14 protein-coding genes are annotated in these 12,168 nt (G+C 59.9%); 7 read left to right on the plus strand and 7 right to left on the minus strand.

From position 1 onward, the window contains the following. Window positions 1-70 precede the first annotated feature (70 nt). Together dmeF and ACFFWD_RS03050 are read right to left on the minus strand one after the other, a co-directional pair. The gene (gene dmeF / locus ACFFWD_RS03045) at window positions 71-1,336 is read right to left on the minus strand and encodes a CDF family Co(II)/Ni(II) efflux transporter DmeF (RefSeq protein ID WP_376961321.1); all 1,266 of its coding nucleotides are present in this window, start codon (window positions 1,334-1,336) and stop codon (window positions 71-73) included. Between the two features lie 13 nt (window positions 1,337-1,349). Then, entirely contained in the window at window positions 1,350-1,625 is a 276-nt protein-coding gene (locus ACFFWD_RS03050; RefSeq protein ID WP_376961381.1) for a metal/formaldehyde-sensitive transcriptional repressor, read from the minus strand. Between the two features lie 83 nt (window positions 1,626-1,708). On the opposite strand from ACFFWD_RS03050, the gene ACFFWD_RS03055 reads away from it, so the two are divergent. Further along, entirely contained in the window at window positions 1,709-2,680 is a 972-nt protein-coding gene (locus ACFFWD_RS03055) for a hypothetical protein (RefSeq protein WP_376961323.1), read from the plus strand. A 203-nt stretch (window positions 2,681-2,883) separates the two neighbouring features. On the opposite strand, the gene ACFFWD_RS03060 is transcribed toward ACFFWD_RS03055, so the two are convergent. From ACFFWD_RS03060 to ACFFWD_RS03070, 3 genes are all read right to left on the minus strand, one after another. Beyond that, window positions 2,884-4,320: an IS1182 family transposase gene (locus tag ACFFWD_RS03060; protein ID WP_376961325.1), complete on the minus strand. Its 1,437-nt coding sequence runs from the start codon at window positions 4,318-4,320 to the stop codon at window positions 2,884-2,886. A 241-nt stretch (window positions 4,321-4,561) separates the two neighbouring features. Further along, window positions 4,562-4,840, minus strand: a complete 279-nt coding sequence (locus tag ACFFWD_RS03065) for a DUF1488 family protein (RefSeq protein ID WP_376961327.1) — start codon at window positions 4,838-4,840, stop codon at window positions 4,562-4,564. Between the two features lie 242 nt (window positions 4,841-5,082). Further along, complete coding sequence (locus tag ACFFWD_RS03070; RefSeq protein ID WP_376961329.1) at window positions 5,083-5,217, minus strand: hypothetical protein; 135 nt, start codon at window positions 5,215-5,217, stop codon at window positions 5,083-5,085. Between the two features lie 819 nt (window positions 5,218-6,036). On the opposite strand from ACFFWD_RS03070, the gene pcm reads away from it, so the two are divergent. Further along, on the plus strand, window positions 6,037-6,567 hold the full coding sequence (gene pcm / locus ACFFWD_RS03075; protein WP_376961331.1) for a protein-L-isoaspartate O-methyltransferase: 531 nt from the start codon (window positions 6,037-6,039) through the stop codon (window positions 6,565-6,567). A 110-nt stretch (window positions 6,568-6,677) separates the two neighbouring features. Here the strand turns inward: pcm and rpsU are convergent, their stop codons facing one another. Continuing rightward, window positions 6,678-6,905 carry a 30S ribosomal protein S21 gene (gene rpsU, locus ACFFWD_RS03080; protein WP_376961333.1) on the minus strand — a complete coding sequence of 76 codons (228 nt, stop codon included), beginning with the start codon at window positions 6,903-6,905 and terminating at the stop codon, window positions 6,678-6,680. 448 nt (window positions 6,906-7,353) lie between these two features. Next, window positions 7,354-7,689, minus strand: a complete 336-nt coding sequence (locus ACFFWD_RS03085; protein WP_376961335.1) for a phasin family protein — start codon at window positions 7,687-7,689, stop codon at window positions 7,354-7,356. 273 nt (window positions 7,690-7,962) lie between these two features. Here ACFFWD_RS03085 and ACFFWD_RS03090 point away from each other — a divergent pair, with 273 nt between their 5' ends. From ACFFWD_RS03090 to ACFFWD_RS03110, 5 genes are all read left to right on the plus strand, one after another. Then, complete coding sequence (locus tag ACFFWD_RS03090) at window positions 7,963-8,205, plus strand: hypothetical protein (protein ID WP_376961337.1); 243 nt, start codon at window positions 7,963-7,965, stop codon at window positions 8,203-8,205. A gap of 11 nt (window positions 8,206-8,216) precedes the next feature. After that, on the plus strand, window positions 8,217-8,411 hold the full coding sequence (locus ACFFWD_RS03095; RefSeq protein ID WP_376961339.1) for a hypothetical protein: 195 nt from the start codon (window positions 8,217-8,219) through the stop codon (window positions 8,409-8,411). Between the two features lie 161 nt (window positions 8,412-8,572). After that, window positions 8,573-8,770, plus strand: a complete 198-nt coding sequence (locus ACFFWD_RS03100) for a TenA/THI-4 family protein (protein WP_376961341.1) — start codon at window positions 8,573-8,575, stop codon at window positions 8,768-8,770. A gap of 541 nt (window positions 8,771-9,311) precedes the next feature. After that, window positions 9,312-11,054 carry an amidase gene (locus ACFFWD_RS03105; RefSeq protein WP_376961383.1) on the plus strand — a complete coding sequence of 581 codons (1,743 nt, stop codon included), beginning with the start codon at window positions 9,312-9,314 and terminating at the stop codon, window positions 11,052-11,054. Between the two features lie 170 nt (window positions 11,055-11,224). Beyond that, window positions 11,225-12,121, plus strand: a complete 897-nt coding sequence (locus tag ACFFWD_RS03110) for an alpha/beta hydrolase (protein WP_376961343.1) — start codon at window positions 11,225-11,227, stop codon at window positions 12,119-12,121. Window positions 12,122-12,168: the final 47 nt, after the last annotated feature.

Here is a 12,168-nt window from a genome sequence, read left to right on the forward strand (position 1 = left end):
ACGGGGCACAGCGGAAGTTGACGGATAACCGAGTGTTGCCGAGCGCGACGCTCGTGACCCGAAGCCGAAATTATGCAGCGCTGCCTGTCGTCGCCGGATTGATGTGTCTGACCTCAATGGTCAAATGCGAAAGCGACCGGAAACGCGCTGCCTTTGTCCGGTAGTATTGTTCGTCCCGTTGCTTCGCGGTGGCGACTGAGACAATAGCGCCAAGATGACCGGGCCCCAACCGCCACAGGTGAAGGTCGACGAGTTGGTCGCCCTCACTCTCGATTGAACGTTTGAGATTGTCAGCCATGCGGCGGTCGGGATTCATGTCGAGCAGGATGGCACCCGTATCGCGAATGAGGCCGAACGACCAACTCGCGATGACGCATGCGCCGACGATTCCCGCCAATGGGTCCATCCAGAGCCAACCAAAAGCGCGCGCGAGCAGAAGACCAACAATAACCAGCACTGACACCGCCGCATCCGCCAGCACGTGGATCACGGCGGCGCGCATGTTGTGATCGCGCGCTGCCGATCCATGGGCGTGCTCATGTTCCTCGAACTGCACCGGGTATATCCGTTCGCCAATCCTGACGTTAGCGGTGAAGGCGTGCGGCTCGGGGATTTTCTCGATGGACTCGAGGTAGTCGCCGCGATCCTCAAGGGCGAAAAGCTGCCGAATCCCGTCAGGGCGGACCGTCTCGACAGTAGCGGTGGCCGGCAGTGCCGCGCTCTCCGCACTCAGCCGGAAGCGCGGCGGCACGCCATCCTCAAAGACTTCCAGGATCACTTCGCCATCGTCGGTCGCGATCCGATGCGCTTCGTCTTCGTCGTCGTGGCCATGATGATGGCCGTGGCTGTGCCCGTGGTCATGGCCATGATGGCCGCCGCCGCTGAGCAGCCACGCGCTGGCGACGTTGACCGCAAGTCCAAGGACGGCGACGGGTATGGCTTCCGCGAAATGGATAGTGACCGGCTCGAAAAGACGACTGATGGCTTCGTAGCCGATCAGCAACGCGATCATAGCCAGGATGATGGCGCTGGTGAAACCGGCCAGATCTCCGAACTTGCCGGTCCCGAACGTGAAACGCGGATCGTCAGCGTATCTCCGGGCGTAGGTGTATGCGAGGGCTGCGAGCAACAGGGCGCCCGCGTGCGTGCTCATGTGGAGCCCGTCGGCGACGAGCGCGATCGATCCGAACAGCCAGCCGCCGACGATCTCAGCGACCATCATCGCGCTGCACAGCCAGATCACCGCCCACGTTTTCCGTTCGCTCTTCTGGTGGTCAAGGGAAAGGAATACATGGCTATGAATGGCCGGAATGGCCGCGCGACTAATCTCGCTCATGGTAATCCTCGTTCTACTTCAGGTACGTCCGCACGACATCGATCAGGTCCGCTGCCCCTTTGGCCCTCTCCGGATCCTGCTCGTGGGCGGGATCCACGACGTGATGTCTGATGTGATCCTCAAGCAGCTCGGCGGTCAGCCCGTTGACGGCGCCCCGCACCGAAGCGACCAGCATCAGCACGTCGGCACAGCCTAGCTCGGCTTCCAGCGCGCGCTCGACGGCCTCGATCTGCCCTTTGATGCGCCGGACGCGGCCGATGAGTTTGGATTTGTTTTTGATCGTATGCATGGGCATAAGATAGGGGGATACCCTATATTGGTCAAGCCTCGATTTGGGGCGCACTCACAATCGAGAAGCCAGGCACAAAGCCGATGAGGTCGCTATCAATTCGCCGGAGCCTGGTACTGTTCGCGCCGCTCGTGTGGGCGCAGACAGCGGAGGCGCACGGTATCGCCGGCAATCGCTATTTCGACGGCACGATGACCTTCGACGACCCGGCCGTCGCGGACGAAGCGATCCTGCCCTTCTGGATCAATCAGCAGCATCCGACGCAGGGCAGCGCCGTTTCAGAGAACCGCATCAATGGCGCTTTCGCTCGGCTGTTGACGCCAACGCTCGCGTTCACCGTCGACAGCGGTTGGATCCACCAGAACTGGCCGATCGGCCGCACTTCGGGTTTCGACAAGACCGACATCGGACTGAAGTACGAAGCCTATCGCAACAACCAGCATGAGGCGCTGGTCTCCGTCAGTCTCGACTGGGGTATTGGACATTCCGGCTCGGTCGCAGTCGGTGCCGATGCGCCGGATACGATCCAGCCGGGCATCTTCTTCGGCAAAGGTTTCGGCGATCTACCCGCGCAGTTGTCCTGGCTACGTCCGTTCGCGATCACGGGCGCAGTGATCGACGAAATTCCGCTCGGAAAGGTTGGGCATACGCTCGCGCCCAATTCGGCGCCTGGTGGCTTCAGCACGGTGATTTCCCCCGCCGTCGAGACCCTACACTGGGGTTTCTCTATCCAGTATAGCACCCTTTATCTGACGAGTCGGTTCGACGGAGGTCCGCCGAAGGAAGAGCCGCTGAACCAATGGGTGCCACTCGTTGAATTCAGGTTCGACAGCCCCCGGGGACAACAAACAGCAGCGACCGCAAATCCAGGCTTCGCTTATGTGGCGGTGACGTGGCAGGTCTCGGCGGAAGCCATCATCCCTCTCAATCATGCAGGAGGAACCGGTCCCGGATTTCGGACGCAGCTGTTATTCTTTCTCGACGACCTAATGCCGTCGTTATTCGGAAAGCCACTGCTGAGCAATCAACCCAATCGAAGCCAGATCGCGTGGTGACCGGCTACCCCGAGCTGGCGATGCATCGCATGAGTCCGGAATTGGCCCAGGCTGTGTAAAAAACTTGTATCAGCATCGCGGTGCAGACCGCACCGCCGGCAACTTGCCCGGCTGAACACATTCTTCCTGGAAGCCGTCTCCGGGCGCGCGTAGCGCTCCCTAGGCCTTCAGTTGGCGTCCATTTGAATGCGCAAGTCCTTGGCTCAAGCAGCCAAGGCCTCCAGCAGCCCAGCCACGCCGATGATCGCCATCACGCGCTTTATGTTGTAGGCGAGCACATTGAGCGCCATCTCAGTTGCCACCTTCGGCAGCCGTTTCGTGAGAAAGTGCGTTGCTCCCATCCAGCTCTTGATGGTGCCGAACGGATGTTCCGCTGTCGAACGACGCACGGTCATTTTCTCTGGATGGTGATCGAGGCGCGCCTGCACAGTCTCAAGCACGGCCTCGTGTTCCCATCGGGAGATCAGTCGCTCCTTGCCAGTGGTGCAGTTATGCTTGATAGCGCAACTCTGACAGGCGTTGGTCCGGTAGCGACGTAACACCAAACCTTTGTCCGCGGTCGTAAAGAAGTAGGTAAGCGTTTGTCCGGCAGGACAAATGTACACGTCTTCCGCCGCCACGTACCGGAAGTCCTGCTTGCCGAAACGCCCTGCCGCCTTCGCGTTCGAGGTCATAGGCTTTGGTAGCGTGACGGCGATGCCTGCCTCTTCGCAGGCGCGAATCTCTTCGCTCGCGTAATAGCCGCGATCCGCCACAGCATCGAGCGTCTCAACGCCCATCTCGGTTCGCGCCTGCTCCGCCATATTCAACAGTTGATGGCGATCCGTGCCAACGTTCGTCACCTCGTGGGCCACAATCAGATGGTTCTTGGTATCGACTGCGGCTTGCACGTTGTAGCCGACGATCCCGGTGTCCTTGCCGCTCGTTGCCATCGAACGCGCATCAGGATCGGTCAACGAGATTTGCTTGTCTTTACTCTTCACCATCTCGGCATTGATTACACTAAGCCGCGCGATCTCCTCGTTCAGTTTCGCGATTTTGTCCTTAAACCGCTCAACCTTTGCCTCTGGCATCGCATCACCGCGGCGGTCGGCGGTCTCCAGTTGCGCTATGTAGCGCGCGATGCTCTCCTCAATCCGCTCCAGACGCCGTTTCATCTTGGCTTCGGTGAAGTTTTTATCGCGCGCGTTGACAGCCTTGAATTTGGATCCGTCAATGGCGACGCTCGCCTCGCTCAGCAAATCAAGCTCGCGGCACAGTGCCACGAAGGCACGGCAAACCTCACGAATGGCCTTGCCATTGTCCTTACGGAAATCCGCGATGGTCTTGAAGTCCGGTACCAGACGCCCCGTCAACCAGATCAGCTCGATGTTGCGCTGGCACTCGCGCTCTAAACGACGGCTCGATGGGACGCGATTGAGATAGCCATAGATGTATATCTTGAGCAGCGTCGCCGGATGATAGCAGGGCCGCCCTCTTTCCAGCGGGACAAGCCGACCAAAGCCGAGCTTGCCAAGATCAAGACCCTCAACGAACGCGTCAACCGCGCGAACCAGATTATCCTCGGCTACATAGTCCTCAAGTGCCGCTGGGAACAAACTGCTTTGGCTCCGATCAATCCCCTCCACGAAGCCTGACATCCAGCGCTCCCGATTCGCCGATTCACGCGCAGAATCATAGCATCGATGGGACTTTTCACACAGCCTGGGCCAATAGGTAACATTACGCGCCGGCGTCGCAAGAAAGTAAATCGAGTTCGATCGTTATCTGCTGTGAGCCAACGAATACAAGCCTTCGAGCATGCCAAGTCGTCTTAGTGCAAGCCCAAAGCACAGGCGTTCCCGATGGAATTGCGGATATTACTCTGACTTCTCCCGTAAACTACGTTTTGAAGTCGATACTGCGCAAGATAATGCCTGGAGGAGTGCCTTCGAACTCCATAGCTAGGAATTTGAGAGCGGCACGCTCTTCAATCCGATCGCGGAGTCTCATGAATTGTGCCTCGCGCTGGTTGGGCCTGGACCGCGCTACACCTTCCAGATCGTCCATAGCGGAGGTCGAGATGGCGCACGGTATCTCCCTTTGGCCGTCAACCATCGAAAACAGCATGACCATCCTGTCGAACTCGTAGCCGAGAAATCGACCACGTGTGAGCGCCATTGGACCTACTCCTTTCAATTACGTCCAGGTCAAGCGCCCGAAGCTTGTAACTGCCCGATCGTTTACGCGACGAGCGCGTCTTGCCAGCGGACCTTTGAACGCGGGACAAGATCATCCGCGGCGCTGCGTCTATAACGTGGAGCGGCCAATCTAGCTGTCGTGCAGCATTCAGCACGTGCAGCCGCTGGACGGACGCGGATCTATGGATCTCGCAACAACGCGTCAGATGACGCCAGCCATTTCTATTTCCTTTTGGCGTCAGCGAAGGTCGGCTGCCATCCCGCACCCTTTTGGCTTGGTGCTGCGGCAATGACTTTGATCTTCTTCTTTTTGGGTTTCTTGGCCTCCCGATTGCTTCTTTGTTGGCCTTTGGCCATGTCGATCTCCTTAGGTTTGAAGATGATGCATACTGAAATGCAGAATTGGCCAACTCGTAGTCAGAAATTATCATCCGGTTCAGACAGGCGAGGCGTGTCCCGATCATATCTGGCGCTGAGCCTCGTGTCAGATCATGCGTGCAGGCAGCGTATGGCCGTCATGGGTGCAGCTTGCGTGGATGCTCCCTGGGCACACGCGGCCTTCCGCAGCTGTCAGTGAATTTCCATCTCGGGATATAGGACCAGCTCATTGTGATCCTCCGCTGCTTTCACCAAAGCGTTCCGCGCAGCAGCGCGAGTCTCGAACTGTAAATGCTGGCAGCGCGAGCAAAGGAACGGCGCCGGATTACTAGCAAAATGCCCTGCCGACGGCACGGTCGCTGCCCGTTCCGCCACGAAGATCTCGGCATGTCCCGCTTCAAGGACAGCTGTCGAGATTGTACAATCTTTCCCGCCGGTTTGCAGGCGTCTCGTTGTCGCCAATGGACCTGCGACATCTTCAGCGCGTCACGGGCGACAGAGTTCCACTTGAGGAACTGGTCCGCATTGCCCACGGGAGCGGTCGTGACAGGTGGCCAGTTGTTGCAATAGCCTAGCTAGGCGTGCGCGGGTGCACCGCCGTTTTCGCTCATGGGCAAGGGCAAGCTTTCCGATCGCGTGCCCGTGAAGGTTGCCAATGCGAGCAGAAAACCTTGAGGCCCTGCGTGAACACATGCTCGCGGTCATCGCCGCCAAGGCCTTTGCGCTGCGTGGCACAATCGGCAAGAGTGCCTTTGACGAACGTGTCATGACGGCCATGGGCTGCCGCGGCATGCGTTCGTGCCAATCGAACTTCAGCCTTACGCGTACGACAATATCCCACTTCCAATCGGCTTCGCAAAGACGATCTCGCAGCCGTCCATCGTCGCCTTAATGACCGATCTGCTCGACATCAGGGCCGACGACAGCGTTCTCGAAATCGGCACCGGTCTTGGCTATCAGGCCGCCGTCCTCGCGCAGCTGGCCCGCAAGGTATACTCCGTGGAAATCATCGATGAGCTTGGCCAAGAGGCGAAACGACGACTCCGACAGCAGGGCTGCAGCAATGTCGAACTCAAGATTGCCAATGGCTATCACGGTTGTTCAGAGCACGCCCCCTTTGACAAGGTGATCGTCACGGCCGCCCCCGATCTCATTCCTCCTCCGCTGATCCACCAATTGAAGGCGGGTGGGAAAATGGTAATACCGGCCGGCCCGCCCAATACGCAGCAGCTCATTGTGGCCGAGAAGCTCGCTAACGGCAGAATGACCATGAAAGAGATTCTGCCCGTCCGGTTCTCTCAACTCGAGGGGACTGGATCCGACTTATAATAAGCCCGGTGGCGCATCCGTAGCGGAGCATGGCCACAATGATCGAGAGCATCAGCGCCGTTACCCTCGCGACCCACGACATGTCGCTTTTGAGCGCACATTCGTGTCCGCTAGCCTTGCCGCGGTCCAGCGGCATTGGCACGCGATCCTGTCCCGTTCTTGCCTTTGGCGGCAAGCTTCCTCACAGGAGCGGCGATCAGCCCGTCTCGAATGGCCTGCTTGCGCGCGAGTTTGCGTAGTCGGCGGATGGCTTCCGTTTTCTCTCTCGAAGTCCTGACCGAGGGCTTCTCATAGTAGCGCCGGCGCCGCATCTCCCTGAACACACCTTCGCGCTGCATCTTCCTCTTCAGGATGCGAAGCGCTTGCTCGACGTCATTGTCTCAAACGAATACTTGCACGCGTGTTGCTCCCAAGAATCGTCTGCGCAAACTGTCGAAGCTTCCCGCATCGGGCGCATCACGCCGCCAAGCGCGGAAGTTCATTCAAGGCACGAGCCCGGTAGAAATGAAGAGGATCCGAGAGGAACTCCTGAGCCGCCGCAAAGTCCTCGTTTCACGAGAAGCGAAAGACATCTCTAAAGCTACGGCGACCAAGCCGATATAGTCGATCCACAAAATGCAGCTAGCGCGCCAAAATAACCAGCTCTTTTATGAGGCCTATTTGCATTTGGCGACGAGAGGAGAGCCCGTTGCATTGGCGTTGCACCAGCGCCCGCATTTTCCGTCCGTCGAGTTTCTCGCCATCGCGCATGCCGTCGGCGACGGCTCAAGCTGCCCGCCAGGCGCGTCAAGTCTGGTCTTTCGACCCAGTCGGTCTTGCGAGTTCCCGAATATGTCGCTCCGCGCTGCTAATTTGGCGCTTGACAAGCTCCGCCTGAACATTTGCCGCTTCCTGCAGGCTGGAAGTCAAGGCGAGCTTTCGCGCGAATTCAAAGCTGGTCTTCAGGCTCTCCTCCCAGAACGCGAGCACCTGCTTCGAAAGCTCCGCTACCGGTGTGGGGGCAGTTGGGGTTGATCTCCGAGCGGCGTCAAAGAACAAGTCGAATGCTCGTTCAGCCTGGTCGATCGTCTTTTCGGCAAGCTCGCGCAGCTCGGCAGGAACTTCCAACTTGGGCTCAATCATTATCGTTCCGCCTGTGAGGTGAATCATCATACGGTGCAGACCGCCGATTGAGCAAGGGCGGTGCTTCCTACCGCTGCCCCCAGTACCAGACCTCAAGCGGACTTTGCTGTTTACTTGAATTCTGCCGCCGAAACCCCTACATTTCGCATATTCGATTAGCCGCTGTGCCTTTTTGAATGCGCCTGCGGGCTCTTTCCCAAAAGACATCGTCCAGTTGAATTTGAATCGCGTGGGGGAGGCCGATGCCCTGTCCTGAACCGAGGAGTCGGCCACATGCCCAAGAGTGTGCAGATCGTGCCTAAGACTGTGTCGGGCGACCTGCAAACAATCACCTTCGTACTGGCGATAGGCACGGTTCGGCAGATGTGTCGTCTTGAGACGACGTTCCGAACGCAGAACCAGGCGTTCAGCTATCTCCACAAATACCGGACAGAATATGAGCGTGTCGCTCGCGCCAGACTCGCGCGTGGCGAGGTTGACGACGGTGTGATTCACCTCACGATGCTTGGTCGATAGGGGAGCCCCGCATGCGCTCCAAGAAGGAAAGTGCCTTGCGGGCGCATGCACGCAAACTCGGCTACACTATCCATAAGTCGCGGTCACGTTCGATTCATGAAGACAATCTCGGCAAATACGCACTCGTGAAGGAAGATAGCAACAACGTCGTGCTCGGTGAGCGTTTTGATGCCTCGCTCGAGGAGATCGCTGAATACCTGAGTTAGAAAGACAGTCAACGCAAGCCGATAGTGACTTGTTGCGCATGCGGGCCGCAGCATTGCAAATGCGTTGGAAGCAAAGTGCGCGTGGGTTGAGGTGCTGTGTTTGATGGGCTCCAGCCCAACGCGGAGTGGATGTCCTAAATGGGACTATGGAGTTTTTGATCATGGTCCAACCTGATGATTTCAAGTTGATCCGCGAAATCGTGGCTGCCGGTGGCCACAAAAAGACGGTCGACGAACTTGATCGTCCTAAATATCAGCGCCTGGTGGAGTTGGGTTGGTTGAAGGCATCTTCACCTAACGGCACCGATGCATCCTATTGGGCTACCGAACGCGGGAGAGCGGCGGACTCGCGATTCTGAAGGCAGAAAACCTTGAATAGGCAGCCGGCATCTTATCAGTCTAAACCACTAGACCGTAAAGGCCGGATTCGCCTAGGTCTGAGATCGCTGACTAGCTGTCCAATTTCCGGTAATGGAATGGTCCGGCCGTGCTCAGGCCCCGCCACTACGAGAAGCTGGCAAAGGGGCGTGAAGCTGACCCTTGGGCGAGCATCGCGTTAGGTAGGCTTGGGCCAGGAAGAGACCTCGCGCGCGTGGCTTGACCATGCGTGTGTCGCGACGGTCGACGTGCTTCGTGACGTGACTGACGAGCGCATTGACAGACGCAAGCACTTGAAGATCGCCGGTGGCTGCACGATAATCTGCGTCTTGGACGGCGCGTCGCTCCGCAGGTCCGCGGGAGGATGCCGAGGCATCCCGTATAATCACCGCAACCGATCAGCTCGGCCGCGCCTCACGTCCGACCTCATGCGGCTGCTGCGCCTCACCCTGTCCGGATACAAGGGCTCATTGTGATGTTGCAGCTTGGCACGCCGGCCGCAGCATCGGCGGCCTCCGCTTGGTGACCGAGGCGGCCGCCGACCACCAGACGATCCCCGACACTTTAGGGCGGGCGGTGGATCGAGAAGTCAAACTATTGATCGAGGGAGGATATGCTATGCGATCATCGCCAAACTATTCGCGTCGTCGTTTCCTTCACGCCGGCACGGCCGGGGTAGCGGCAACCGTCGTCGCCGCGACAACGCCCGTTCGTGCGGCCGCCGAGGCGGCCATCCAAGCGCCACCCCCAACGGCGACGGCGCCCCGCATTCTGCGCAAGCCACCGCTGCCTGAATTGGAGCGCGTCGCCAGATCCTACAACTTAAATCTCAGCCGCGACGATCTGACGTCGTTCCGCAACCTCATGGACGGTGTGCTGGCGTCGTACCGTCGCCTGGACCAGTTCGCGGAGCCGACATTGGCGGTGAAGTACCCGCGCGAGGCGGGGTTCCGTCCACCCGCCTCGGACAATCGGCTCAACGCTTGGTACTGGAGGTGCTCGATCAAAGGCGCAACGTCGGGGCCTCTCGCGGGCAAGAAAATCGCCATCAAGGACAATGTGTGCGTCGCCGGCATCCCGATGATGAACGGTTCGAACGTGTTGGAGGGCTACGTCCCCGACGTGGACGCGACCATTGTGACCCGCATCCTCGATGCCGGTGGGGAGATCATCGGCAAGGCCGTGTGTGAGCATCTTTGCTTCTCGGGCGGCAGCCATACCTCCGACACCGGGCCTGTGCTCAATCCGCACGATCCGAAGCGATCTGCCGGAGGCTCCTCCAGCGGCAGCGCCGCGCTCGTCGTCGCCGGCGAGTGCGACATGGCCATCGGGGGCGACCAGGGAGGGTCGATCCGAATTCCCAGCTCTTTCTGCGGAGCGGTTGGCCATAAGCCAACCTACGGGCTTGTGCCATACACAGGCGTCTTCCCGATTGAATTAACACTCGATCATACCGGGCCGATTGCCCGTACTGCCCGCGATGCCGCCCAGCTTCTCGAGGTGCTCGCCGGGGCCGATGGCCTCGACCCGCGCCAATCGGCGGGACTGCGTACGGAAGCGTATACCAAGCAGCTCACCGGCCACGCCCGCGGCCTGCGGATCGGGATCGTTAAGGAGGGGTTTGGCTGGCCGAATTCCGAACCCGATGTCGACGCCATGGTGCGCGAGGCGGCGCAGCGCCTGTCGGGGGCAACCGTGAGCGACATATCGATCCCCCTCCACCGCGACGGCATCCATATCTGGAACGCTATCGCCGTCGAGGGTGCCACGATGCTGATGGTCGCCGGCAACAGCATGGGAACCAACTGGAAAGGGCAGTACACAACGTCGCTCCTGGACTTTTACGGCCGGAGCCGGCGGGTGCGCGCCAACGACCTTTCGGAGACCGTCAAGCTCGTCGTGCTGCTCGGCCAGTACATGCAGGACAACTACCAGGGCCGCTACTACGCCAAGGCCCAAAACCTCGCGCGCGTGCTACGCGCCGCCTACGATGAGGCGCTCAAAGGCGTCGATCTCCTGCTCATGCCGACGTTACCTTTGAAGGCCACGCTGCTCCCGGCCCCGGACGCGAGCCGCGAGGACTACGTTGCCCGGGCACTCGACATGATTTCCAACACTTGCCCGTTCGACGTCACTGGCCATCCTGCTGTCACGGTTCCGGCAGGCATGTCGGCAGGGCTTCCTGTCGGCATGATGCTGATCGGACGCCACTGGGAGGACGGCACCGTGTTGCGTGCGGCTGACGCGTTCCAGACCGTCGGGTAGACGGCAGCAGCGAATTGCCAGCTGACGGCAACACCGGCCCAAGGCTCGGAAACAGGGGCCCGCGAGCTATCTGACGCGAGCCTCCCGTTTCGGGCTACGCGCAGCCATCCGTACGCAGGGACTGTCACAGATCGCCTCCGGCTACGCGTCCACTCTGTTGGCTTGAGCAAATGAGCTTGCGCGCCCAGCTTGTCCGCTTCTGTCTGCCTTGGTTCATGCGGCCACGGCATCCATCGGACATTCAAATCGAGGAGGTCCGACGACAGGTGGCCCTCTTCGCGCAGCTCGTGCCGCGCGTACCGCGCGGGACCGAGCTGGTTGTGGTTGACGCCGGCGGCGTCAAAGCCGAGCGGATCGCGACGCCCCGCTCGCTTCCAAGCCGATACGTCGTCCACCTTCACGGTGGCGCCTATCTGCTCGGTTTTCCGGCACTGTTTCGCGATTTTAACTGGCGCATCGCCGACGTGACCGGCGCGCGGGTGTTATGCATCGACTACCGGCTTGCGCCCGAGCATCCGTTTCCAGCGGCGGTCGACGATGTGACAGCCGCCTATCGATGGCTCATCTCGCAGTGCGCCGAACCGCGTCACGTGGCGTTTATCGGGGAGTCTTCCGGCGGCGGGCTTGCGCTGGCGAGCATGATGCGTTTGCGCGATGAGGGATCATCCTTGCCGGCCGCTGCCGTCGTGGTCTCGCCGTGGACCGATCTCGCCCTGACGGGCCAATCGCTCACCGATTACGGTTCTTCCGATCCGATGGTGCCGGTTGAGCTGATGCCGAAGGCGGTTGAGCTTTATCTCGGCAATACGGATCCGCGCTCACCCTATGCCTCTCCACTCTATGGCGATCCGGTGGGCCTGCCGTCGACTCTGGTTCTTGCCGCCAGCGATGAGGCGCTGCGCGATGATGCGGTGCGAATGGCCGAGCGCTTGCGAGCAGCCGGCTGCGATGTCGAACTCGAGTTGTGGCCGCGCATGTTCCATGTCTGGCATATGTTCGCCCGCATCCTACCGGAAGGGCGCGCAGCGATAGCGCGCATCGGTACGTTCTTGCGAGCTAGGCTATGACGCTTGATCGGCGGGCCGTCGGGTCATTCGCGACGGGGCCGAGCCAG

Origin of the sequence: Bradyrhizobium erythrophlei, from assembly GCF_042430365.1 — a bacterium.
Taxonomy (GTDB): domain Bacteria; phylum Pseudomonadota; class Alphaproteobacteria; order Rhizobiales; family Xanthobacteraceae; genus Bradyrhizobium; species Bradyrhizobium erythrophlei.